Raw genomic sequence first — 21,871 nt, 5'->3', positions numbered from 1 at the left:
TCAATCGTCCTCGTCGCCGGAACCGACGAGATTCTCGACGGTTTCGAGCGTGACGTCGGTCCCCTCGCTCTCTCCGGGGAGGATGTCGCCGAGCGACGCGCCGATTGCGGCTGCGGCCCAGATGACGGTCACGCGTCCGAGCGCCTCGAGTGTGGTGGGATCCTCTTCTGCGTGTCGCCCCCACAGCACCAGCAGGAATACGGCGGTGAAAAGCGAGACCATCAACACGCCAACCAGCCGACGGGGGACGATCCCGAACAGCGGTTTCGTCACCCCGACGTCGCGGAAGTCGGTCCAGTAGAGTAACCCGGTCGTCAACAGGAGGATGAACGTCACGTTCGCGACGAGCATCACCGGAATTCCGGCGACGGTCGTCTCGAGAAACCACTCTGCAATCTCGAAGACGCCGTCCTCGACGAGCAACGGCAGCGAGAGGAGCACGGCTCCGACGAATCCTTCCGCGACGTCTCGCGTCGTGTATCGCTGGATGCCGTTGCTGACGGACTCTCGGCCCGGGACGCGCTCGAGCATCCGTCGCACCCGTCGAACGTCCTCGCGTTCCGACGTACTCGAGACGGACTCCTCGAGTTCGTCCAGTTGCTCGAGGACATCTTCGACGGCGACCGTGTCCGTGCCGTCGACCTTCGATTCGGTCATATCGGGGGGAGAGACCCTCGTTACAAAAACCTTCGTTCACGCGGTAGCGACCGACCGCGCGAGTGAGCGAGCATCGAAATCGGCGATTCGGGCAGTATTAAGACGGTACGTGGTGCAGCCTCGAGTGATGTCCGTCGACTACGACTCGCTCACGTTCGAGCGACCCGGCCACGCGAGCGTCCGCATCGAAACCGACGACGGGACAGTCGTCTACGTCGATCCCTGGAGCGACGTGCTCGAGGGAGAGCCGGGAGACGGCGACGTCGTGTTCGTCACCCACGACGACTTCGACCACTACGATCCCGACGCCATCGAAGCCGTCGCCACGGACGACGCGACCGTCGCCGTTTACGAGGAGGTCGACACGACAGACCTCCATCAGGAGGTCGTCGACCTGCCCTACGACGGCGAGATGACAGTCGCAGGAATCGACGTCCGGTCGGTCCCGGCGTACAACGACCCCAGCGGCGACCACGTCGACGACGACGGCGAACCGTTCCACGCCGATGGCGAGGTGATCGGGCTCGTCCTGGAACTCGAGGGGGCGGCCGTCTTCGTCCCATCGGATACGGACTTCCTGGGCCATCACGAGGATATCAGCGCGGACGTCTTCCTCCCGCCGATCGGCGGCCACTTCACGATGGACCGCCACGAGGCCGCCGACTTCGCGCGCAGCGTCGGGCCGGAACTGGTGTTGCCGATCCACTACGACACGTTCGATCCCATCGAAACCGACGCCGACGCGTTCGCGGAGGACCTCGAGAACGAGGGGATTCGCGTCGAACTGTTCTGAGACCACCGCGCTGTACGAGGACTGGTGGGCAGCGAGTCGCCCGATCGAGGTCAGTCGTCGTCTTCGGTTCGTTCGTCGACCGCTGCGATCGCGTCCGCGACCTCCGAATCGGTCGCCTCCTCGAGTCGGTCGTCGCCTGTGCTGGAGGGCTGGTCGTCGCTCATTCCACTCGAATTTCTAACTAATCATAGTTCAATGTTGGCGTCACTTGCGCCAGCTGAAACTCGGTCGCTGCGAGACGAAAGGGATTAGATCAAGAGCTGAACGTCCGATTCGGCCATGTGCTGGAGTGCGGTCGCCGCGCCGACACCGGTGACGACGCCGTCGTAGAAGTCGTCCTCGTCGTACTCCATCAACTCGATCGTCATCTGACAGGCCTGGAGTTCGACGCCCTGGTCGACCGAGGCGTCGATCAGTTCCTCGATAGTGGCCGTATCGTTGTCGTCGATCTTCTTCTCCATCATCTTCGTGGCCATCGCGTCCATGCCGGGAAGCGCCGCTAGCGCGTTCGGCATCGGCATGTTCGGGTTGCCGACGGCACTCAGCTTGAGATTCCTGGATTTCTCCTCGTGGAGGATGTCCAGCCCCCAGAACGTGTGGAAGACGACGACGTCCCAGTCGAACGCGGCCGCCGTACTCGCGAGGATCAGGGGTGGATACGCCATATCCAGCGTCCCCTTGGTGGCGATGATCGTCATCTTCTTGCCGCCGTCGTCGTCCGCCTTGGCGACCGACGACTCGAGTTCTTCGACTCGCTCGCGCAGCTCCTGTAGCTCCGCGGCGTCGATTTCGTCGGCCGATGACGTTGGGCTGTCCGTACTCATCTTACTCGGTCTTCTCGACGTAGTGCGTGTAGACGTCGTCTCCCTCGACCTGCTCGAGGAGTTCGACGCCGTCGGTACCCTTCGCCCATCCCTGAATGTCGCTCATGCTGCCCGAGTCGGTTGCGACGACTTCGAGGACCGCACCGGCCTCGAGGTCGTCGATCGCCTGCTTGGTCTTGACGACGGGCATCGGGCAGGACTGTCCTTTCACGTCGAGCGTCTCCGCGGTGTCGTATTCCGAACTCATATTTTGTGCTCTGTATTGGAGCTACCACACAATACCGACTATACCCATAAAAGCGTATCGATTATTGCACCTGTGATGAACAGCCGCCATTCTGTGGAGGAATTGGAGCTGGCGTTCTGTCGTGTATATTTTGACTTTACGCGTGTGTTTCGAGGGAATACAGTCGAAAACACTGCAACCAGTATTGTGTTCTATAGTGGATACTACACAAACTCTTAAGTGCGAGGGGCCAGTACGGAGAACCGTACACATGGACGACATGGACTTTCCGACACCGGACGTCGAAGTCGAGTCAGTGACTCCAGACGAACTGAAAGCCCGGATCGATTCGGGTGACGAAGTCACGATCCTCGACGCGCGCATGGAATCCGACTACGACGAGTGGCGCATCGATGGCGAAAACGTCGAGTCGATCAACGTTCCCTACTTCGAATTTCTCGAGGACGAGATCGACGACGACGTCCTCGAGCAGATCCCCGAAGACCGCGAAATAACGGTTCTTTGTGCGAAGGGTGGCGCAAGCGAGTTCGCCGCGGGTGCACTGAAAGAACGCGGCTACGACGTCGACCACCTCGAGGAAGGTATGAACGGCTGGGCGCGCATCTACGAGGCCGTCGAGGTCGACCGCTACGACGGCCCCGGAACGCTGCTCCAGTACCAGCGTCCCTCCTCGGGCTGTCTCGGCTACTTCGTCTACAACGACGGCGAAGCGGCCGTGATCGACCCGCTCCGATCGTTCACCGATCGTTACCTCGAGGACGCCGCAGAACTCGACATCGACCTGACGTACGCGATCGATACGCACATCCACGCCGACCACATCTCGGGCGTTCGCGCGCTCGCCGACGAAGGCGTCGAGGGAGCGATTCCGAAGGCGTCCGCGGACCGTGGTGCCACCTACGCCGACGAGATGACGCTGGTCGAAGACGGCGACGAGTTCGCCGTCGGCGACGTCACGATCGAGGCCGTCTTCACGCCTGGCCATACGACGGACATGACGTCGTATCTGATCGGCAACTCGCTGCTTGCCACCGGCGACGGCCTGTTCGTCGAGAGCGTGGCACGCCCAGACCTCGAGGAGGGTGACGACGGCGCACCCGAAGCCGCGAGCATGCTCTACGAGTCGCTGCAAGAGCGCGTGCTGACGATGCCCGACGACACGCTCATCGGCGGCGCTCACTTCAGCGACGCAGCCGAACCCGCCGAGGATGGCACCTACACGGCACCAGTCGGCCAGCTCGAGGAGGAGATGGACGCCCTGACGATGGACGAGGACGACTTCGTCGAACTGATTCTCTCGGACATGCCACCTCGCCCGGCCAACTACGAGGACATCATCTCGACGAACCTCGGCCAGCAGGAGGCGACCGACGACGAGGCGTTCGAACTCGAGCTCGGACCGAACAACTGCGCCGCCAGCCAGGAGTCGCTGGCAGGTGACTAACCACATTCACCAGCCGAATGGTAACTGAACTCCTCGCACCCGCGCTGTACGAGACCCTGTTCCCCGCCGGCATCAGCCGCTACGCCGTCGGTGGACTGCTCGTCGGTCTCGGGGCCGTCGTCATCTACCTCGGCACCGGCATTCCCGCCGGAGCGAGTACGTTCCTCGAGTCGTCCCTGTCGTACGTCTCGGACCAGTCGCGATTCCAGCGGTACGTGGGTTCCCGGGACTGGCGCGTCGTCTTCACCCTCGGTATCGTCGCCGGCGCGTTCGTCTACGCGCTGACGTTCCAGTCGGGGCTCGTCTCGAGCGGCCTCTACGAGTCGGGAACGACCGGGCAGCTGTACGATGTCGGCGGTTTCTCACTCTGGCTGACGGACGTCCAACCGTGGCGGCTGTTCCTCGGCGGGATTCTCGTCGGGATCGGCACCCGGATCGGGAAGGGCTGTACCTCGGGCCACGGCGTCTGTGGCGTCGGCTCGGGCTCGAAGACGTCGATCGTCGGCGTGATCACGTTCCTGATCGTGGCGATCGGAACTGCCCAGATCGTGATGGCACTGGGGGTGAGTCCATAGGATGAGCCAGAACCGTCATCCCCTGTTCGTGCCGCTGATCTTCGTCGGCGGCCTGATCTTCGGCTTCGGTCTCGGGTTCAGCCACATGGCCCGCCCCGAAGTCGTCCTGAACTTCCTGCAGTTCGAGGACTTCGGACTGCTGTTCGTCATGGGCGGGGCTGCGGTCGTCACCGGTCTCGCGTTCGCGCTGGTGCCCCGACTATTCGATCGCGCACCGCTGACTGGCGACACCTACGGGCGGCGACTGAAATCGTTCGACCGCAACGTCCTGATCGGCGGCGCGATCTTCGGCGTCGGCTGGGGCCTGTCGGGGATCTGTCCCGGCGCGGCCTACGCCAGTCTCGGCGTCGGTAACGTCACGATCCTCTGGGCGCTGGCCGGCATGTTCGTCGGTGCGTACGTCCAGGGCTACTGGCGAAGTCAACGCGCCACGACCGAAACGAGCCCTGCAGGAGCCGACTGACGCCCGTTTCTCGCTCGTTCGTCTACCATACTGCGCTCTAACAATCACAACGCGGCGGAGAACAGTTTCGACGACGTAACACTCGCTCAGCTATAGCGTTCGATGAGCCCCTCGAGCGTTCCCCGATTCTGTACCCCGACCATGCGCTCGACGGGTTCACCGTCGGCGTAGAGGACCAGCGTCGGCACGCCCTGTGCACCGAGCTGCTGAGCCAGTCGCTGGTGAGCGTCGACGTCGACTTTCGCGACTGCAGCGTCCGTTTCGGCAGCCAGCGCCTCGATCGTCGGCTCGAGCATCTGGCAGGGACCACACCAGTCGGCGTAACAGTCGACGAGGACGACGTCGTGTTCGACAACGACCTCCTCGAGGTGTCCCTCGCCGCTGATACTGATCGGTTCGCCGGGAGCACGGGACCTGTCGTCGGTCTCCGACGTGTCGAGTTCGTCACCGTTCTCGAGCCGTTCCTGTAGTTCCCGTTTCTTCCGTTCGCGAATGCGCTGTCGCTCGTCGTCGATATCGCTCATACCGGCTCGTACGCGCTCAACCGCCATAACAATTGTGTGATTAATATGCAATATTCTATCGTAGTGAGTGGCGGTATCCGACCGAAACGGCAATTTCGGGATGATCGACGGCGGTAGAATAGATACATTCATACAATCTACTTGCCAAGCTTCGGTATGGGATTTCACACCTTCCCGGTCGACCGGGCTGACGCGCTGGAAGACCCGTCGCGATACCGCTTCTGTTCGCGCGAGGAACTACTCGAGATGCTCGGGGCAGCGGCCGACGATGTCGTCGCCGACCTGGGATCGGGAACCGGGTTCTACACAGCCGACGTTGCGCCGTTTGTCGGGACGGTGTACGCGGTCGACGTTCAGGAGGAGATGCACGAACTCCACCGTGAGAACGGGGTTCCGGAGAACACCGACCTGATCACTGCCGGTATCGAGTCGCTGCCGTTCGACGACGACGAACTCGACGCCGCGTTTTCGATCATGACCCACCACGAGTACGCCAGTGACGAGGCGATGGCGGAACTCGCCCGCGTCGTCCGTCCCGGTGGCCGGATCGTCACCATCGACTGGTCGGCGGACGGAACCGGCGAAGACGGCCCATCGATGGACGAACGGTTCGGCGTCTCGAAGGTGACCAGTCAGTTCGAGGACGTTGGGTTCGAAATCGAGCGCGTTCACGACCGGCCGGAAACGCTCGCAGTCGTCGCCCAGCAGTGACAGTCCGAGACGGCAACGTCTCCGGGGACTGATTCGTCCCACCGACCGGTATTGCGTATCGACTCACTGTTTCAGGACCGACAGCAGGACGAGAACCATACTGCTCGAGACGATTACTCGTTTCACTCGTGTATCTACGTATCGAATTCTGCGACAGTCAGTGACTCGCTGTCGAGGTTACCGCGTTGGTCGCGGCTGTCGACATCGATGAACTGGAGACGAGTCTCGAGAACGGTCGTTTGACGTACGAGGTTCGGATCAATCGATCCAACAGGCCATCGCTCGGCGTTCTCCAGTCGACAGCTGGATGCGGTTCGTGTCTCCCTCACCGAGAAGAATAGTTTATTATATTGGGGACACCTAACACAACCATGGGTTCACAGAATCCCGAATCGTCGCTCGACAGTATCGGAATCGTTCTCGAGACCGCCGATCCCGAACGAGCCTGGAACGCGCTCCGACTCGGTATTACGGCACTCGAGGACGGTCACGACGTCTCGGTGTTTCTCCTCGGCGAAGGCGTCGAAGCCGAGGAGATCACCGACGAACAGTTCGACGTCCGCGACCGCATGGAGGCGTTCGTCGACGCCGGCGGTGACCTGCAGGCCTGTGGCACGTGTCTGGAGCTTCGAAACAGCGAGGAGAGCGAGTACTGCCCGATGTCGACGATGTCCGACCTACTCGAGATCGTGACGACGGCCGACCGCGTTCTAACGATCGGATAACAGCGACGAACCGAGATCGGTTCAGGCCGTCCGGCGTGGCGGGACGAGCATCACGTTCCCGGTCGCTCGAGCCACGATATCTTCCGAAACGCTCCCGAGCAAGAGCCGGCGTAGCCGACTGTGGCCGCGCGAACCGACCAGCGTCGTCGTCGGCTCGAACTCGGTCTCGGCGGAGAGGATTTCGTCGGCAGGATCACCCTGTCGGACGTCGACCCGCGTTTCGATCCCCCACTCCTCGAGTTGGGCGGCCAGCTCCGACAGTCGTTGCTCGGGTTCGTCGTCGTCAGTCGGTCCAGGGTCTTTCGGCGTCTCGACGTGGACGAGCGTCGCTTCCTGGGTCGCGTGACGCAGGTACGAGAACGAGTCGAACGCGTGTTCGGCGTTTTCGGAGAAGTCCGTCGCGTGCAGCATCCGCTGGAAGAGGTGCTGTCGAACGACGTCCGGGTCGTCACTCTCGCGTTCGATCCGATTCACGAGCAACGGCGTCACCGTCGTGCGCGCGAGGTTGCGCGCGGTCGACCCGATGACCCGGTTCTCGAGTGGGCTCTTCCCGCGGGAGCCGACGACGGTGAGGCTCGCACCGATCGTCTCGGCGATACCCGTTATCCGCCGGTGGGGGGTTCCGCGAACGACGTGGGTTTCCACCTCGAAGCCGGCGTCTTCGATGACGCTGCGATACCGCTCGAGTGCCCGTCGTCGTCGCCCCTCGAAGTCCATACCTGGCATTCCAGCGTGGACGTTCGAGGGAATGACCGTCACCAGATGCATCTCGTCGATACCGATCCGTCCGAGACACTCGAGGCAGGTCTCGCTCTCGATCGTCGCTTCACTGGCAGCCGAGAGGTCGGTCGCACAGACCGCTTTCATACAGGTAGTAGTAGCCGACGGTATAATATTGTTTGGTTTCCTCAATACAGAGAGTGTCGACCGGGCGTGTAGACACGGTCGCGTGATCTATTTCATCGATTCTCGAGAGGGACGAAAAACTCCTCGCGCTCGAGCCTGGATGGGGTAGTGGTTCGGTGCGCGCCAGTGGTTACACAGGTGGCCGTTCCAGCGTCTATATTCGTAAAACGTATGAGAATATTCTCGTTGGATAGCCGTGACATATCTTGCAGTAATATTGTGCACCAGTCCCAAAAGCATTATACGCACCCTTCGGTTAGTGAGTATTGAGTAGAAAACCATGATTCGCACACAATCGGTTGGGGTTCGGGTGAGCGGCGAATGATCGGCGTCGCTCTTTCGTCACCGGTACAGGCCACGTTGCTCGTCGCCGTCGTCCTCGTCGAAGCGGTCGGTCTCTACGTCGGCTACGGCGTCGTCGAACGAGCGGTCGCACCAGCCCTCATCGAAACGATCGAGAACGCATAATATGGAGCCACTCGGACTGAGTGTCGGACTCCTGGCGCTGTTCGTCGCCTTCGGCTTCATGGTCGGGGTCTTCTTCGGCTTCTTCGGAATGGGTGGATCGTTTCTCGTGACGCCCGCGCTGTTGATCCTCGGCTACCCCGCGCCGGTCGCGATCGGCAGTTCGATGGCCTTCGTCTTCGGGACGGCCGTCATCGCGACGATGAAACACCACGACGTCGGGCAAGTAGACTACAAACTCGGTGCGTTGATGTTCGTCGGTATCGCCGTCGGCATCGAGGCCGGAAAGATGCTCGTCTACGGCCTCGAGGCGATCGGGCAGGCCGAAGTCGTCGTCGGGACTGCGTACGTGCTGTTGCTCGCGGCGATCGGCGTGTTGTTCGTTCGGAGCGCGCTCGAGAAGGCCGCCGACACCGACGGTGAAAACGACGTTGCCGACGACGACATCCCGGAGATCGCGAAGAAGATCAAATCCTACAACATCCCACCGATGGTCACGCTGACCGACGGGAGCAAGGCGTCGATGTGGACGATCTCGGGCGTCGGTGGTGGCGTCGGTGTCGTCTCAGGGTTCCTCGGCGTCGGTGGCGGATTCATCCGTATGCCTGCGATCTACTACCTCATCGGAGTCCCCCTCGCTGCCGCCGTCGGGACGAGTCTCTTCGGCGCACTCATGTCCGGGGCAGTCGGTGCTTTCACGTACGGATTAGACGGCGTCGTCGACCTCGGGATCGTAACCGGACTGCTGGCTGGAAGCGCACTCGGCGCTCGCATCGGTTCGGCAGCGACGGCCTACGTCGACGAGGACGACGTCACCATCTACTTCGGTATCATGCTGTTGCTGGCGAGCCTCGCCGTCGCTCTCGGCGAACTCGCTACCTGGCTCGCGATACCGATCCTCGATACGGCGAGTTTCATCTTGCTCGTCGGCTCGTCGGCGTTCGTCACGGGCGTCATCTTCTACTACGGTGCACAGGCCGTCCGAACGAAAGACGTCGGACCGACCGCGACGGCGGGAGGGAACGATTAATCGTGGGAATGGGGGAAACTGTGTCGGGCGACGAACCAGACTCTCGATCCGGACGCGACGTCGGTGATCGGTCGTGATACTCGTCGCCGTCGTCGCCCTCATCCTGACGCTCGGCGTCGCCTCCCGCGTCCTCGCGGACCGGTTCCGGATCCCCAGCGTCCTGTTTCTGATCGGCGCCGGCATCGCAATCGGTCCCGAAGTGCTCGGGCTGGTCTCGAAAGACACCTTCGGCGGCGGCCTCTCGGCGATGGTCGGCGTCAGCGTCGCGATCATCCTCTTCGAGGGCGGCTACCACCTCCACCTCGGGAAACTCCGGGAGAGTCCGCGGGCACTGACCAGACTCGTCACGGTCGGCGCAGCGATCACCTGGCTCGGGACGGCCGCCGCTGTCGTCGTCTTCCTCGAGACGAGCCTCGAGGTCGGCCTGCTCGTCGGGGCGCTGTTGATCGCGACCGGTCCGACGGTGATCGGTCCCATCCTGCAGGTCGTCACCGTCCGCGACCACGTCGCGGCCCTCCTCGAGGGCGAGGGCGTAATCAACGACGTGACCGCTGCGATACTGGTCGTCGTCGTCTTCGAAGTGCTCGTCGCCGGTAACGGCGGTCTGTCACGGCTGGTCGTCGACTTCGTCGCTCGGCTGTTCGTCGGACTGGCGGTGGGGGCACTCGTCGCCGGGATCGTGTGGTACGCCCTCAGCCATGGGAACCTCACCCCGAGCACCGGGCCGCTTCACGCCAGACTGATCGTCCTCGCGGGAATCGTCGCGGCCTACGGCGGTGCCGAGCTAGTCGCCCACGAGACCGGCATCGCCGCCGCAGCGATGGCCGGCCTCGTCCTCGGCAACGTCGATCTCCCACACCACGAGGAAGTCATCGACTTCCTGGACGACCTCTCGGTCGTCGTCCTCTCGTTTGTCTTCGTCGTGCTGGCGGCGCTGATCGACTTCCAGGACATCCTCACGCTCGGCCTGGCCGGTCTCGCGGTCGTCGTCGCAGTCACGCTCGTGCTCCGGCCGGCCGTCATCTATCTGGCGACGACGGGCGCGCGATACACCCGCAGAGAACGGCTGTTCCTCAGTGCCGTCGGCCCGCGCGGGATCATCCCCGCAAGCGTGGCGACGCTGTTCGCCGTCGAACTACAGTCACTGGGCCGACCACAAGAGGCTCAGCTACTCGCTGGTACCGTCTTCCTGATCATCTTCGCGACGGTCGTCCTCCAGGCCGGCCTCGCACGACAGATCGCGAACTACCTCGAGGTTTCACCAATGCGCACAATCATCGTCGGCGGAGGTCGAGTCGGCCTCTCGCTGGCAGAACGGCTCGAACAGGACGGAGAGAACGTCCTCGTCGTCGACGAGGACCCTGACGCAGTCGAGAAGGCCCGGAAACGCGGACTCCGGGCGCTCGAGGGCGACGGCACCGACGCCGACGCCCTCGCGGAAGCCGGCGTCTCCGACGCGAAGACGGTCATCGCGACCACGCCGGACGACGACGTCAATCTGCTGGTCTGTCAGCTCGCGAAGACGACGTTCGACGTCGAGAACGTCGCCTCGCGAGTCAATCAGCCCGACAACGTCGACGCCTTCGAATCGCTGGACGTCCGCGCGATCGATCTCTCGATGGCGACCGCCTGGTCGCTCGAGAACGTGCTCGAGCGACCGTCGCTGTCGGCGTGGATGAACGAACTCGGGCGAACGGGAGACGTCCAGGAAATCGAGGTCACGGCGGCGGATCTCGTCGGGAAGCGGATCGCCGAGGTCAACGCTGAGATTCCGGACGGCTGTATCGTCGGCCTGCTCACCCACGACGACGGGCGGACGGAGGTCCCGACCGGTGACCACGAACTCCGTGACGGAGATCGGGTCACCTTCCTCGGGCAGACGAACGCGGTCGATCGAGCCATCAAGCGATTCCACCCACACGACTGAACGGATTCGTTCGGCCCTCAAATCGCCAGTATCAGCATTGCACAATATTCACACAATACTTATACGGCCGTACCGCCTACCTCGAGATAAGATATGGCTAACTCGATGGCAGAACAACTCCAGCAGGATATGGAGTGTGAAGGCTTGCTGGAGTGTATCCACGGTCTCAAGCAACTCGACAAGGAGTGTTTCCGGGCGATGGTCGAAAGCGACGAACCGCTGACGATCGACGAAGTCGCCGAGCGTGTCGACCGCGAACGCTCGACGGCCTACCGCTCGATCCAGCGCCTCCTCCAGAGTGGCTTCATCCAGAAAGAACAGATCAACTACGATCAGGGCGGCTACTACCACGTCTACTACCCGACCGACCCCGATCAGATCGCCGACGACATGCAGCGGATGCTCAACGACTGGTACGCGAAGATGGGCCAGCTCATCCAGGAGTTCGAGGACAAGTACGAGGGCGTCGAAGAGACCACGGTCCCCGCCGAAAGCTGACGGCTCTGTCGAATTCGTTTTCATTCGGCTGAAGACGAGTGTTCTCGATGCAGTGGTTGTCTCTACTGCCAACAAACGGGGTGCAGTATTATACCCTCGAGCGTGGGGAGGGAAACCCGTATGCCAGTCGAAAACCTCGCACGCAGTGACGTCGTCACCGCAACGACCGACGACCCGATCGAAGATATCGCAACGACGATGGACGAAGAGAGCGTCGGCAGCGTCGTAATCACCGACGACGACGAGCCGGTCGGTATCGTCACCGATCGCGACCTCACACTTCAGGTGATCGGCCAGGGCGAGAGTCCCGATGGGATGACCGCAGACGACGTCATGTCGACGGATCTGTGTACGGTCGAGCACGATAGCGGATTCTACCAGGCGACCGAACTGATGAGCGAGCACGCCGTTCGTCGGCTCCCAGTCGTCGACTCGAGCGGCGAGTTGACCGGAATCATCACGATCGACGATCTGAACGAACTGCTGGCGGACGAACACCAGCAACTCGCGACGGTCGTACAGGCGCAGCGTCCGCCGTACTGAACCCGCAGCGTCAGTTCGCTTTCGCGTCAGTCCGGGCCGACTACGACGCTATTGGAAAACGGTGTCGTCAGCCGAGGCTCCCCTCGCTGTCGGCCTCGTCCTCGTCAGCTTCGTCGTCGGCTTCGTTATCGTCATCTTCGTCATCGACGTCGTCGTCGAACTCGACGTCGAGTTCGATCAGATCCCACTCGGCGTCCTTGAACGACGCCGAATCGCCCATCGTCCCTCTGTCGCCGGGGTTCGGATCCACGTCGTTGTCGATCATCATGACCGCTAGCCTGCCTGACGGTTCGCCGACCTCGACGAGAATCGAGTAGACGTCCCAGTCGTCGGAGTCCTCGAACACGTCTTCGCCACTGTCGTACTCCTCGAAGAACTCGGTCCGGTTCCGTTCCTCGTAATCGGTCAGGACGACGAACTCCTCGTTCGGGTAGTAATCGTTCGCCTTAATCACGATCTCCTGGGTTTCCTGAGCCGTCACGCTGCCCGTGGCGGCCGCGATGCCGGCACCGGCCGCGAGTGCGGTAGCCCCAGCAACTCCTCGCTTCTCGAGCCCCCTCGACTCCTCCGTGTACTCCTGGTCGTTCGGTGTCATGGTTAGATGTCGACCTCCGTTTCGATCAGGTTCCGCTCGCGGTTGCGGAACGAACCGATTTCGTCCATCGTGCCCGAGTCACCGGGTTCGACGTCCAGATCGTCGTCGTCAGTATCGATCAGCAGGTGTCCCAGTTCGCCTTCACTCTCGCCGATATCGATCCGTATCACGTACACCTCCCAGTCGCCCGGGTCGCCCAGCACCTCTTCTTCGTCGAAGCGTTCGAAGAAGTTGTTTCGCGTCCCCGTTCCGAACTGCGTCAGGACGTCGAAATCGACGTCCGGATAGTAATCGTGTCCCTGTAGAACCGCGGTTTCGTCGTTGGCCGTTGCAGTGGTGGCAGTCGCTCCAGTACCGGCCGTGAGACCGACGGCCACGAGCGCCCCTTTTTTGATGAACGTTCGCCTCGAGTCGCTCCCTGGTCCGCTAGTTTCGTCTGTCATGTCTATCGAATAACGTCCTGGTCGTTCGTTCGGCTCATCCGTTCGTACCCTCTCGTCGCGTCCCACCTGCAGTGGTCACGACCTCACACGTATCGTTGTGAACATTCGTGTCACGAGATGAACGGACCCTATCTGTGGACGTAAACCCCCACAGACAGTCCCGAACGGGTGAGGTCACTGGAACCGCTCACAAATGAACGGCTAATAATAAACCCAATCGCGCAGGGGTTCGACACCGAAAGCGTCGCAATGACTGTCGTCAGTCACGACCCCTCCTGACTCACAGCGGGCTGTAGCCTCACCGTCTCGGAGTACCGGAATCCTCGTCCACGATGAGGGTGCGTTCGATCAGGCTCGCGGTAGCCCGACGAATCCGCTTCGACAGCGCACTGTCGCTTACCTCTTCTTTCGCCGCGAGATCGGCGAGCTGGCACTCCCGAGGCGTATCGTAGTAGCCGCTGCGATAGGCCAGCAACAGCGTCTCTCGATGGTTCGGCGGAAGGGAACGGTTACTCTCCTCGTCGCCGACTTCCCGCTGCACCATCGAACTCGAGAGTCGGCGCAAGGTAACGGGGATCCCGTTTCCCGTGACGGCCATGTTGAACTCCGAGAGCGACACGTGCGAGTCGAAAAGCAGGTGAAACTCCCAGTGCTCGACCGTCCCTCTGGAGGTGAGAATCCGTCCACCGGTGTCGAGAAGCGGCTGTACCATCCCGTCGAGTTCGTCCGACCACTCGAGTTCGAACAGCGTCTCTCCATCGGCGCTCGCGAGCCGTTCGACGACTTCGATACCGTCGGTTTCGCTCAAGACCGTGAGAACTGCATCGGGTTCGACGCCGCCGATCCAGACGAGCGGGAGATTCGGTCCCCGATCGCTCTGGAGCGGCACCACGGGCTCGAATTCGATAACTGCGTCGGGATACGCCTGGAATAGGCTGCCGAGAGCGAACGTGTCGGCAGGGATCGTGATTTCGGCAGTCAACACCATGATAGCAGTCGTCTGTGGGTCCGTCAGGAGCCGACTCACGTGGGCCGTCGTATTGCGGCCAGCAACTCGAAGCGCCGTCGTCTCTCCTGGCGACTTCGCTGCCGAGTCCGCCACAGCGTCGCAGCCTGACCGCCACAGCGTGGTGAGACAGCGATACTGATGGTCCGTTCACCCCACGAATCGTTAACTGTTGGCATCGAACACGCCACTAACAGAAACGGCAAGTGACACATCGAATCGGGGCCGTCGAAGCGAACGCTACCGAAGACGGAGTCGCTCGGTCTCTGTACGATGCAGTCTCGAAATTACGAGCGACGAGAATCGATCACGCTCCTACCATCACCCACCCTCAATTTACAGTATCTATAGTAAACAGATTTACATCATCGTGACGAAGCTCTTCCATGGCTATTTCACACGACAGTCCCAGACTAACTGTCCTCGTTCTCGTCGGGATCCTCGTTCTCTCGCTCGGAACGGGGATCGTCGCTGGCCAGTCCGCCGAAGGGACCTTCGGTGCGGTGGTCGTCGAGGAAGACGAGACCTACGACAGCGTCGAAGGAGTCGCGGGCTCCGTCGTCGTCTACGGCACTGTCACGGGTGACGTCGCCGGTGTCGCCGGAAACATCCACGTCGCCGAGGGTGGCACCGTCGAGGGATCACTCGAGGGTGCTGCCGGAAACGTCCGTATCGACGGCACCGTCGAGGGTGGCGTCGCCGTCGGTGCCGGACAGGTCGAAGTGAGTGAGACGGCCCGTATTGGCGGCGGTCTCGACGCGGGTGCGGGCGCTCTCGCCGTCGACGGCGCGGTCGACGGCGACGTTCGTGTCGGAGCCGAAACGATCGTCCTGGGCCCGAACGCTGACGTCGGCGGCGAGTTCCGATACGACGCCGAGAACTTCGAGGAGGATCCGGACGCGACCGTCGCGGGTGGCGTCGTCCAGGATTCGACCATCGGCAACACTGTCGACGACTTCGTCGATGCGTTTACCATCCCCACCTGGCTGTCAGTGATGTACGGCCTCCTCGCCAACCTCCTGCTCGGCATCGTCTTGCTTGCCGTCTTCCCGTCGTTTTCGCGAGGCGTCGCTGCTCGCGTGGCCGACAGTCCACTCGTTTCGGGCGGGGTTGGCTTCCTGACGATGATCGGCGTGCCGATCGTGATCGCGCTCGTCGCCGTCACGATCATCGGGATTCCGCTCGCCATCGCCCTCGCGTTCGTCTTCGCCCTCGCGATCTGGATCGGCGTCGTCTACGGGCAGTACGCCGTCGGCTCGTGGGTGCTCGGACTCGCCGACGTCCAGAACCGCTGGCTCGCGCTCGTGGTCGGACTCGTCGGCTTCGCGCTTCTGGGCCTGATCCCGTTTTTGGGTGGGTTACTCGAGTTGATCGCCTTCCTGCTCGGATTGGGTGCGCTCACGCTCGGACTCTACGATCGCTACACTCGCCCCGGTCGGAGAGGACGACAGACCACGCTCGACGAAGTCCCCGGCGACGCGACCGCTGGCTCCGGCGAGGAGTCGTCGTGACCGCTGGCCATCGGTTACAACGTGTGTGTCGAACCTCGAGCCCTCAGCCGTCGAAATCGTGGCGAACGGTTAACTCGAGTGCGGTGGTAGCCTGACGGCGTGACCGACCCGATCGCTCTCGCGAAAACCGTGCTCGAACCCGTCGCTGTCCGGAGCGGACCACCATCGCTTCTTGTCACACTCGAGCGATGACGATCAGCGACGCCGACATTCCCTCGCTCGAGGTTCTCGACGACCTCGCCGATCGCATCCTCGAGCACGCCGCCGAGGAACTCGAACCCGAACGGACGACGCTCGAAGTGACGGGCTATGCGGACGGCGATTACGAGATCAGGGCCTACGAGACGATCTCGATCCGGATCGACGCCGACGTCGGGGAGATCACGGAGCGAGTGGCGGTCCGGTACAATCGCCACAGGGAGTGGATTCAGCTTCATCACTACCGCGAGTCGGACGACGGACGGACGACGATCGAGGTGCGGGACCTCGAGTCGTACCCGGACCCGGTCGCGATTGCGGATGTCGACGAGGAGTGAGCGCGTTCTATCACGTCTTTCTCGCGGACGGCACCGGTAACTCGCTCCAGCAGACCATGTGTTTGTATTGTGCAATGAGTACAAAACTCTTAAACACTCTCGGCTCCTACTGTAGCGTGATGGCAACTGATGCACACAGCGGATCGAGTTCGCGGAACGAACCCCTCCACGTCGACGGCGAAGACCACCTCGACGACGTCGTCGCCGAACACGACGTCGTGCTCGTGGACTTCTACGCCGACTGGTGTGGCCCCTGCCAGATGCTCGAGCCCGTTCTCGAGACGCTGGCCGACGAGACCGAAGCTACGATCGCGAAGGTCGATGTCGACGAACACCAGCTACTGGCAGGAGAGTACGGCGTCCGTGGCGTTCCGACGATCCTGCTGTTCGCCGACGGGGAACAGGTCGAACAGCACGTCGGCGTACTGCCCGAAGAACGACTGCGGAACCTGATCAGCGAGTACACCGAATGAACGAGGCGAAAGACGTGACCGAGATTCGAGACGTAGTGATCGCTGGATCCGGCGTCGCCGGCCTCTCGGCGGCGGTCTATGCCGCACGAGCCGACCTCGAGCCGCTCGTGCTCGAGGGCCCCGAACCCGGCGGCCAGCTCACGCTGACGACCGACGTCGAGAACTTCCTCGGCTTCCACGAGGGCGTCGGCGGGATGGAACTGATCCAGCGCGGGAAAGAGCAAGCCGAGTCGTTCGGCGCCGAGTTCACCCACGGAACTATCGAGGACGCGACGCTCGATGGTCGGCCGTTCGAACTCGAACTCGCGAACGGAGACGTCCTCCGAACGCGGGCACTGATCGTCGCGACCGGCGCCAGCGCCCGCTGGGTCGGCGCCGAGAACGAGGACGAACTGATGGGCTACGGCCTCTCGACGTGTGCGACCTGTGACGGTGCCTTCCACCGTGGCGACGACGTGCTCGTGATCGGTGGCGGCGACTCCGCGATGGAGGAAGCACTCTTCCTCACGAAGTTCGCCGACAGCGTCACCGTCGTCCACCGCCGCGACGAGCTACGAGCCTCGGAGGTGATGGCCAACCGCGCGCTCGAACACGACGACGTCGAGTTCCAGTGGAACACCGAACTGCTCGAGATTCACGGCAGTCAGGAGACCGGCGTCACCGGCGCGACGCTGATCTCGCATCCCGACGGCCTTCCGAAGAAGAAACTAGACGACGGCGAGGACGTCGAGCGTGAACGAGTCGACGTCGGCGGCATCTTCTACGGCGTCGGTCACGTCCCGAACACCGACTTCCTCGAGGGAACGCCCGTCGAACTGGCCGACAGCGGCCACCTCGAGACGCTCGAGGGCATGACGACCGAGACGTCCGTCGCGGGCGTCTTCGGCGCAGGCGACGTGATGGACCCCGACTACCGGCAGGCGATCACCTCTGCCGGCACGGGGAGTATGGCCGCACTCGACGCCGAGGAGTGGCTCGAGAAGCAGGTCGACGAAGGAACGCAGGAGTTGCTCGCGGAAGCGAGCGACTAGGACTCGAGTGCGGACGTCGGGGACGACGAAATTCGGCAGCCTGTCTTTTTGGTACATCACCGCCGTTTACCGTCGATCGAACTGGCAGAACGCCCTTATAGGCTGAACAGGCGCAATACCACGGCCTTCAGGCCGTGGATACGCGCCGTCACTCAGTGCCCCATTCCACCGACTCCGACAGACCCGGATATTTCACGTCAAACACATACTTTAATATCTTCTATTTCATAACTGGTTATGAACACAGTCCGATGCTGGAGACGACCCGCACCTACGTCGCACGCATCACGAACCATAGTCAGGTTCGTGACGACCTCGACCAGTGCGGGTTCGCAGCATCCAAACTGTGGAATGTCGGACGCTACTACATCCAAGAACGGTGGGACGAAAACGGCGAAATCCCTGACGAAGCCGAACTCAAATCGGAGTTGAAAGACCACGAACGCTACAGTGACCTGCATTCTCAGTCAAGCCAGCGAGTTCTCGAAGAACTTGCTGAGGCGTTCACCGGCTGGTACAACTCCGACGACGGCAATAACCCACCCGGCTATCGGAAACATGGCGACCGACACCCACGCTCCACTGTGACGTGGAAACAGAAAGGCATCAAACATGACGACAAGCACGGCCAGCTTCGCCTCTCGAAAGGCTGGAATCTGAAAGACGGACGGTCAGACTTCATCCTCGCCGAGTACGAAACTCGGCCCGACGTAGAAGTGGAGAACATCCAGCAAGTGCGTGCCGTCTGGAACGGCGACGAGTGGGAACTGCACCTCGTCTGCAAGAAAGAGATTCCAGTCGAGGATACTCCCGGTGACAACACGGCGGGTATCGACCTCGGTATCAGCAACTACCTCGCTATTGACTACGAAGACGGCTCTTCGGAGTTGTATCCGGGGAACGTACTGAAAGAGGACAAGCACTACTTCACCCGCGACGAGTACCAGACCGAAGGGGAGAACGGACCGTCAAAGCGTGCGCGGAAAGCCCGCAGGAAACTCTCTCGGCGCAAAGACCATTTCCTCCACACCCTCTCGAAACACATCGTACAACGGTGTGTCGAAGAAGGCGTGGAGAAGATAGCAGTTGGCGACCTCAGCGACATCCGCGAAGACGAGAACGGCGACTCGCGGAACTGGGGTGCGTCGGGGAACAAGCAACTCCACGGATGGGAGTTCGACCGCTTCACGAACCTGCTCGAATACAAGGCTGAGGAACACGGGATCCTCGTTGACCGCGTAGACGAGGAGAATACGAGCAAAACGTGTTCGTGTTGCGGGCAGATTCGAGACAGCAACCGCGTGGAGCGTGGTCTGTACGTCTGTGAGTCGTGCGAAACGACGATGAATGCAGACGTAAACGGTGCGGTGAACATCCGGCGAAAGATAACTCAGAGTCCCCCGACCGGGGATATGAGTAACGGCTGGTTGGCACAGCCTGGAGTCTTCCTGTTCGACCGCGAGAGCGGACGGTTCACACCGAGAGAACGGGGAGACTGCAAACCCTAATATCCCAACGCTTGGGATTCCTCCGCCTTCAGGCGGAGGAGGATGTCAATTTGTGATGGAATCCATCGGAGAACCGTATTTTCGTGGTTTACCGCGCCTCTGTCACCACGTGACCGTCGGTCACCGTCTGCAACGCGGTCACGAGGTGGTCGACTACCACAACATACCCACATCGTATACGGAGTCGTAACTGAATACTGGGCGCATTGCCCGTCCGTCGGAGACGACAGCTGCACAGCCCGGACAGTTCATTGTACGTCCGAACAGCACCCAGAAGGAGACGAGAGAAGATGTCAGTAACAAATGGCGTAGACGTAACAGCACTCGGCCAGGCGGTCGAGGCGATCACCGAAGAACCCGACGTCGGCCGGTTCACGTTCCGAGCGGAGACCGAGTGGGACGGAGCACTCAGGGGCGTAACCAGAATCGACGACTTCGACCAGGGCGGCGAACGGATTCACACCGAGACGTTCGAAATCGGCGGCGACGAACCGGAACAGATCCTCGGCGAACGAACGGCACCGAACGCGGTGGAACTGCTCCTCGCCGCGATCGGTTCGTGTCTGACCGTCGGCTACGCAGCGAACGCCGCGGCCATGGACATCGAACTCGAGGAGCTTCGGTTCGAACTGGAAGGCGACGTAGACCTCCGGGGGTTCCTCGGAATCTCGGAGGAGGTTCGTCCGGGCTACGACACCGTGACGTGTACCGTCCACGTCGACACGGACGCCACGGAGGAAGCGGTCGCAGAACTTCAGGAGCGGGTGGAACGCACCTCGCCACTGGTAGACAACGTCGCGAACGGCGTCACGCTCGAGACCGACCTCGAGGTGAGCTAATGTCCCACTCGCTCGACACCCGGAAACTCGAGCAGGAGGTCAAAGCCGTCTACAGCGACGTCGCCCGGACGCCCGACGAGGAGTTTCACTTCGAGATGGGGCGTCCGCTGGCGGAACGGCTGGGGTATCCACCCGACGAACTCGACGAGATTCCCGAAGCCGCCGTCGACTCGTTCGCAGGAGTGGGATACCACTTCGATCTCGCCGATCTCCAGGTGGGTGAGGACCTGCTCGATCTCGGCAGCGGCTCCGGGATGGACGCCTTCGTCGCCGCGATGCACGTCGGCGATAGCGGGAGCGTGATCGGACTCGACATGACCGACGAACAACTGGCGAAGGCTCGAGCGTTGCGGGACGATGCTGGACTCGAGAACGTCCGTTTCGAACAGGGATACGTCGAGCGACTCCCCTTCGCGGACGAGTCGTTCGACGTCGTCGTCTCCAACGGCGTGATCAACCTCTCGGCGGAGAAAGACCGCGTCTTCGAGGAGATCCATCGCGTACTCAGGCCCGGCGGACGGCTCGCAGTTTCGGACATCATCAGCGAGTCGCGGATGCCCGCGAGCATCAAGGAGAACGCAGACCTGTGGGCGGCGTGTATCGGCGGCGCCGAACAGATCGACGACTACGCGTCGCTGCTCGAGCTACCAGGGTTCGAGATGACGGCCTCGAGGGACAACCCACAGTACGAGTTCACCTCGGAACGAGCACAGGGTGCGTGCCAGCGGTACGGCGTGAAGAGCATCTCGCTCGTCGCTCGGAAGGAGTGAGGAATTCGTCCGCGTCGAAAAGAGACCGAAACCGCTTACGCGAACGGAACCGGGTCCGGGAGCGGCAGCAGCGGGATCAGGAACATCCCGCCGACGCTCACCAGGCCGATCAGCATCGGGACGACGACGACGGCGACGTTGGTCTGGCCGAGCAGACGGCCGAAGTCGCCGACCATCTCGGAGAGCGGCGGCGCGTTACTCTGTCGGAGGATCGCTAGCTCGAGCCCGAACAGGATCACGGTCGCGGCTGCGGACATCATACAGAACGGGCAAATCGCGCCGATCGGGACGAGCTGGAGCCAGACGAAAAACGCCGAGAAGACGACGCCCGACGCCGTGATCGGCGTGAGGATCTTGACGATCAGCGGGTGGCGCGTGTCGAACCACCAGAGCGTGAGCCCGAGCGTGGTCAGATAGTAGAACGCCCCGAACGTCGCGAGCGGAACGCCGAAGACGTAGGCCCACTGGCTCGTGATGACCTCCATACTGCCCTGCACTGGTGCGTCCGCCGGTATTGCAGGAATGGCGAACACGTGAATCGCGGTCAGCAGCGTACTGGCCAGCCAGCCGACGATCGCTACTGCCGCGAACGCCCCGAACAGGAACGAGACGCTCGAGGCGTACTCCCACTCGGAGTCGAAAGATTGGATGGATCGAGTTTGCGTTGACATACACGTCGTAGTACGAAGAGCAGCTATTAATATATTGTGCTCTATTTCCAATACCGTGGAAACGGCGATGGATGTCCCTCAGCGGACTGAACCCAGGCCACAAAACCGTCTCACGACGATCGCTACTTCCACCCTCGAGCCCTGACCGATGAAAAA

General features: G+C 61.9%; 27 protein-coding genes. 18 read left to right on the top strand and 9 right to left on the bottom strand.

The window, feature by feature from the left end:
- The gene (locus BLR35_RS04385) at positions 1-657 is read right to left on the bottom strand and encodes a DUF2391 family protein (protein ID WP_139169239.1); all 657 of its coding nucleotides are present in this window, start codon (positions 655-657) and stop codon (positions 1-3) included.
- Between the two features lie 127 nt (positions 658-784).
- Here BLR35_RS04385 and BLR35_RS04380 point away from each other — a divergent pair, with 127 nt between their 5' ends.
- Positions 785-1,450: an MBL fold metallo-hydrolase gene (locus BLR35_RS04380; protein WP_090377904.1), complete on the top strand. Its 666-nt coding sequence runs from the start codon at positions 785-787 to the stop codon at positions 1,448-1,450.
- A 248-nt stretch (positions 1,451-1,698) separates the two neighbouring features.
- Here BLR35_RS04380 and BLR35_RS04375 read toward each other — a convergent pair whose 3' ends face one another.
- A complete protein-coding gene (locus BLR35_RS04375; protein ID WP_090377902.1) occupies positions 1,699-2,274 on the bottom strand; it encodes a DsrE/DsrF/DrsH-like family protein in 576 nt (191 codons plus the stop codon).
- A gap of 1 nt (position 2,275) precedes the next feature.
- On the bottom strand, positions 2,276-2,521 hold the full coding sequence (locus tag BLR35_RS04370; protein ID WP_090377898.1) for a sulfurtransferase TusA family protein: 246 nt from the start codon (positions 2,519-2,521) through the stop codon (positions 2,276-2,278).
- Positions 2,522-2,771: 250 nt separating this feature from the next.
- On the opposite strand from BLR35_RS04370, the gene BLR35_RS04365 reads away from it, so the two are divergent.
- Genes BLR35_RS04365 through BLR35_RS04355 form a run of 3 tightly spaced genes read left to right on the top strand, consistent with a single transcriptional unit; the run spans position 2,772 to position 5,003 of the window.
- Positions 2,772-3,965 carry an MBL fold metallo-hydrolase gene (locus tag BLR35_RS04365; RefSeq protein ID WP_090377896.1) on the top strand — a complete coding sequence of 398 codons (1,194 nt, stop codon included), beginning with the start codon at positions 2,772-2,774 and terminating at the stop codon, positions 3,963-3,965.
- A 17-nt stretch (positions 3,966-3,982) separates the two neighbouring features.
- Positions 3,983-4,540 (top strand): YeeE/YedE family protein, encoded by a 558-nt coding sequence (locus tag BLR35_RS04360; RefSeq protein ID WP_090377893.1) that lies wholly within the window; start codon positions 3,983-3,985, stop codon positions 4,538-4,540.
- 1 nt (position 4,541) lies between these two features.
- Positions 4,542-5,003, top strand: a complete 462-nt coding sequence (locus BLR35_RS04355; protein WP_090377890.1) for a YeeE/YedE family protein — start codon at positions 4,542-4,544, stop codon at positions 5,001-5,003.
- 86 nt (positions 5,004-5,089) lie between these two features.
- Here BLR35_RS04355 and BLR35_RS04350 read toward each other — a convergent pair whose 3' ends face one another.
- Positions 5,090-5,527 carry a thioredoxin family protein gene (locus BLR35_RS04350; RefSeq protein ID WP_090377887.1) on the bottom strand — a complete coding sequence of 146 codons (438 nt, stop codon included), beginning with the start codon at positions 5,525-5,527 and terminating at the stop codon, positions 5,090-5,092.
- A 156-nt stretch (positions 5,528-5,683) separates the two neighbouring features.
- Between BLR35_RS04350 and BLR35_RS04345 the strand changes: the two genes are divergently transcribed.
- On the top strand, positions 5,684-6,238 hold the full coding sequence (locus BLR35_RS04345) for a class I SAM-dependent methyltransferase (RefSeq protein WP_090377884.1): 555 nt from the start codon (positions 5,684-5,686) through the stop codon (positions 6,236-6,238).
- A gap of 371 nt (positions 6,239-6,609) precedes the next feature.
- Positions 6,610-6,963: a DsrE family protein gene (locus BLR35_RS04340; protein WP_170830961.1), complete on the top strand. Its 354-nt coding sequence runs from the start codon at positions 6,610-6,612 to the stop codon at positions 6,961-6,963.
- A gap of 21 nt (positions 6,964-6,984) precedes the next feature.
- Here the strand turns inward: BLR35_RS04340 and BLR35_RS04335 are convergent, their stop codons facing one another.
- Positions 6,985-7,830, bottom strand: a complete 846-nt coding sequence (locus BLR35_RS04335) for a universal stress protein (protein ID WP_090377882.1) — start codon at positions 7,828-7,830, stop codon at positions 6,985-6,987.
- A 360-nt stretch (positions 7,831-8,190) separates the two neighbouring features.
- Here BLR35_RS04335 and BLR35_RS20535 point away from each other — a divergent pair, with 360 nt between their 5' ends.
- The 5 genes from BLR35_RS20535 (at position 8,191) to BLR35_RS04315 (ending at position 12,332) form a co-directional block, all read left to right on the top strand.
- Positions 8,191-8,337: a DUF7512 family protein gene (locus BLR35_RS20535; RefSeq protein WP_170830960.1), complete on the top strand. Its 147-nt coding sequence runs from the start codon at positions 8,191-8,193 to the stop codon at positions 8,335-8,337.
- A 1-nt stretch (position 8,338) separates the two neighbouring features.
- Positions 8,339-9,364, top strand: a complete 1,026-nt coding sequence (locus BLR35_RS04330) for a sulfite exporter TauE/SafE family protein (RefSeq protein ID WP_090377879.1) — start codon at positions 8,339-8,341, stop codon at positions 9,362-9,364.
- A 76-nt stretch (positions 9,365-9,440) separates the two neighbouring features.
- Positions 9,441-11,291: a cation:proton antiporter domain-containing protein gene (locus BLR35_RS04325; RefSeq protein WP_090379665.1), complete on the top strand. Its 1,851-nt coding sequence runs from the start codon at positions 9,441-9,443 to the stop codon at positions 11,289-11,291.
- Positions 11,292-11,384: 93 nt separating this feature from the next.
- Positions 11,385-11,789 carry a helix-turn-helix domain-containing protein gene (locus BLR35_RS04320; RefSeq protein WP_090377876.1) on the top strand — a complete coding sequence of 135 codons (405 nt, stop codon included), beginning with the start codon at positions 11,385-11,387 and terminating at the stop codon, positions 11,787-11,789.
- Positions 11,790-11,909: 120 nt separating this feature from the next.
- Complete coding sequence (locus tag BLR35_RS04315) at positions 11,910-12,332, top strand: CBS domain-containing protein (RefSeq protein WP_090377873.1); 423 nt, start codon at positions 11,910-11,912, stop codon at positions 12,330-12,332.
- A gap of 67 nt (positions 12,333-12,399) precedes the next feature.
- Here the strand turns inward: BLR35_RS04315 and BLR35_RS04310 are convergent, their stop codons facing one another.
- From BLR35_RS04310 to BLR35_RS04300, 3 genes are all read right to left on the bottom strand, one after another.
- Complete coding sequence (locus BLR35_RS04310; protein ID WP_090377870.1) at positions 12,400-12,927, bottom strand: calcium-binding protein; 528 nt, start codon at positions 12,925-12,927, stop codon at positions 12,400-12,402.
- A 2-nt stretch (positions 12,928-12,929) separates the two neighbouring features.
- Entirely contained in the window at positions 12,930-13,370 is a 441-nt protein-coding gene (locus BLR35_RS04305; RefSeq protein WP_090377868.1) for a calcium-binding protein, read from the bottom strand.
- A 298-nt stretch (positions 13,371-13,668) separates the two neighbouring features.
- A complete protein-coding gene (locus BLR35_RS04300; RefSeq protein ID WP_244510184.1) occupies positions 13,669-14,472 on the bottom strand; it encodes a helix-turn-helix domain-containing protein in 804 nt (267 codons plus the stop codon).
- A gap of 290 nt (positions 14,473-14,762) precedes the next feature.
- Here BLR35_RS04300 and BLR35_RS04295 point away from each other — a divergent pair, with 290 nt between their 5' ends.
- From BLR35_RS04295 to BLR35_RS04265, 7 genes are all read left to right on the top strand, one after another.
- The gene (locus tag BLR35_RS04295; protein WP_090377862.1) at positions 14,763-15,887 is read left to right on the top strand and encodes a polymer-forming cytoskeletal protein; all 1,125 of its coding nucleotides are present in this window, start codon (positions 14,763-14,765) and stop codon (positions 15,885-15,887) included.
- A gap of 188 nt (positions 15,888-16,075) precedes the next feature.
- Entirely contained in the window at positions 16,076-16,423 is a 348-nt protein-coding gene (locus BLR35_RS04290) for a hypothetical protein (RefSeq protein WP_090377859.1), read from the top strand.
- Between the two features lie 119 nt (positions 16,424-16,542).
- Positions 16,543-16,896 carry a thioredoxin gene (gene trxA, locus BLR35_RS04285; protein ID WP_090377856.1) on the top strand — a complete coding sequence of 118 codons (354 nt, stop codon included), beginning with the start codon at positions 16,543-16,545 and terminating at the stop codon, positions 16,894-16,896.
- Complete coding sequence (locus BLR35_RS04280) at positions 16,893-17,927, top strand: NAD(P)/FAD-dependent oxidoreductase (RefSeq protein ID WP_090377853.1); 1,035 nt, start codon at positions 16,893-16,895, stop codon at positions 17,925-17,927. The genes trxA and BLR35_RS04280 overlap by 4 nt, the downstream gene beginning before the upstream one ends.
- Positions 17,928-18,178: 251 nt before the next feature.
- Complete coding sequence (locus BLR35_RS04275) at positions 18,179-19,435, top strand: RNA-guided endonuclease InsQ/TnpB family protein (RefSeq protein ID WP_090377850.1); 1,257 nt, start codon at positions 18,179-18,181, stop codon at positions 19,433-19,435.
- Between the two features lie 290 nt (positions 19,436-19,725).
- Complete coding sequence (locus BLR35_RS04270; RefSeq protein ID WP_090377847.1) at positions 19,726-20,274, top strand: OsmC family protein; 549 nt, start codon at positions 19,726-19,728, stop codon at positions 20,272-20,274.
- The gene (locus tag BLR35_RS04265; protein WP_090377844.1) at positions 20,274-21,044 is read left to right on the top strand and encodes a methyltransferase domain-containing protein; all 771 of its coding nucleotides are present in this window, start codon (positions 20,274-20,276) and stop codon (positions 21,042-21,044) included. The genes BLR35_RS04270 and BLR35_RS04265 overlap by 1 nt, the downstream gene beginning before the upstream one ends.
- A gap of 35 nt (positions 21,045-21,079) precedes the next feature.
- Here BLR35_RS04265 and BLR35_RS04260 read toward each other — a convergent pair whose 3' ends face one another.
- Positions 21,080-21,715 carry a vitamin K epoxide reductase family protein gene (locus tag BLR35_RS04260; protein ID WP_090377841.1) on the bottom strand — a complete coding sequence of 212 codons (636 nt, stop codon included), beginning with the start codon at positions 21,713-21,715 and terminating at the stop codon, positions 21,080-21,082.
- Positions 21,716-21,871 lie beyond the last annotated feature (156 nt).

It is taken from the genome of Natronobacterium texcoconense (genome assembly GCF_900104065.1).
Lineage (GTDB): Archaea > Halobacteriota > Halobacteria > Halobacteriales > Natrialbaceae > Natronobacterium > Natronobacterium texcoconense.
The sequence above is the reverse complement of the archived record's forward strand: the minus strand, read 5'-3'. Positions and strand labels throughout refer to the sequence as shown.

Bases quoted from the DNA above. Each gene is read 5' to 3' on its own strand.
- BLR35_RS04385 (WP_139169239.1), bottom strand. From the start codon at position 657: ATGACCGAATCGAAGGTCGACGGCACGGACACGGTCGCCGTCGAAGAT.
- BLR35_RS04380 (WP_090377904.1), top strand. From the start codon at position 785: ATGTCCGTCGACTACGACTCGCTCACGTTCGAGCGACCCGGCCACGCG.
- BLR35_RS04375 (WP_090377902.1), bottom strand. From the start codon at position 2,274: ATGAGTACGGACAGCCCAACGTCATCGGCCGACGAAATCGACGCCGCG.
- BLR35_RS04370 (WP_090377898.1), bottom strand. From the start codon at position 2,521: ATGAGTTCGGAATACGACACCGCGGAGACGCTCGACGTGAAAGGACAG.
- BLR35_RS04365 (WP_090377896.1), top strand. From the start codon at position 2,772: ATGGACGACATGGACTTTCCGACACCGGACGTCGAAGTCGAGTCAGTG.
- BLR35_RS04360 (WP_090377893.1), top strand. From the start codon at position 3,983: ATGGTAACTGAACTCCTCGCACCCGCGCTGTACGAGACCCTGTTCCCC.
- BLR35_RS04355 (WP_090377890.1), top strand. From the start codon at position 4,542: ATGAGCCAGAACCGTCATCCCCTGTTCGTGCCGCTGATCTTCGTCGGC.
- BLR35_RS04350 (WP_090377887.1), bottom strand. From the start codon at position 5,527: ATGAGCGATATCGACGACGAGCGACAGCGCATTCGCGAACGGAAGAAA.
- BLR35_RS04345 (WP_090377884.1), top strand. From the start codon at position 5,684: ATGGGATTTCACACCTTCCCGGTCGACCGGGCTGACGCGCTGGAAGAC.
- BLR35_RS04340 (WP_170830961.1), top strand. From the start codon at position 6,610: ATGGGTTCACAGAATCCCGAATCGTCGCTCGACAGTATCGGAATCGTT.
- BLR35_RS04335 (WP_090377882.1), bottom strand. From the start codon at position 7,830: ATGAAAGCGGTCTGTGCGACCGACCTCTCGGCTGCCAGTGAAGCGACG.
- BLR35_RS20535 (WP_170830960.1), top strand. From the start codon at position 8,191: ATGATCGGCGTCGCTCTTTCGTCACCGGTACAGGCCACGTTGCTCGTC.
- BLR35_RS04330 (WP_090377879.1), top strand. From the start codon at position 8,339: ATGGAGCCACTCGGACTGAGTGTCGGACTCCTGGCGCTGTTCGTCGCC.
- BLR35_RS04320 (WP_090377876.1), top strand. From the start codon at position 11,385: ATGGCTAACTCGATGGCAGAACAACTCCAGCAGGATATGGAGTGTGAA.
- BLR35_RS04315 (WP_090377873.1), top strand. From the start codon at position 11,910: ATGCCAGTCGAAAACCTCGCACGCAGTGACGTCGTCACCGCAACGACC.
- BLR35_RS04310 (WP_090377870.1), bottom strand. From the start codon at position 12,927: ATGACACCGAACGACCAGGAGTACACGGAGGAGTCGAGGGGGCTCGAG.
- BLR35_RS04305 (WP_090377868.1), bottom strand. From the start codon at position 13,370: ATGACAGACGAAACTAGCGGACCAGGGAGCGACTCGAGGCGAACGTTC.
- BLR35_RS04295 (WP_090377862.1), top strand. From the start codon at position 14,763: ATGGCTATTTCACACGACAGTCCCAGACTAACTGTCCTCGTTCTCGTC.
- BLR35_RS04290 (WP_090377859.1), top strand. From the start codon at position 16,076: ATGACGATCAGCGACGCCGACATTCCCTCGCTCGAGGTTCTCGACGAC.
- trxA (WP_090377856.1), top strand. From the start codon at position 16,543: ATGGCAACTGATGCACACAGCGGATCGAGTTCGCGGAACGAACCCCTC.
- BLR35_RS04280 (WP_090377853.1), top strand. From the start codon at position 16,893: ATGAACGAGGCGAAAGACGTGACCGAGATTCGAGACGTAGTGATCGCT.
- BLR35_RS04275 (WP_090377850.1), top strand. From the start codon at position 18,179: ATGCTGGAGACGACCCGCACCTACGTCGCACGCATCACGAACCATAGT.
- BLR35_RS04270 (WP_090377847.1), top strand. From the start codon at position 19,726: ATGTCAGTAACAAATGGCGTAGACGTAACAGCACTCGGCCAGGCGGTC.
- BLR35_RS04265 (WP_090377844.1), top strand. From the start codon at position 20,274: ATGTCCCACTCGCTCGACACCCGGAAACTCGAGCAGGAGGTCAAAGCC.
- BLR35_RS04260 (WP_090377841.1), bottom strand. From the start codon at position 21,715: ATGTCAACGCAAACTCGATCCATCCAATCTTTCGACTCCGAGTGGGAG.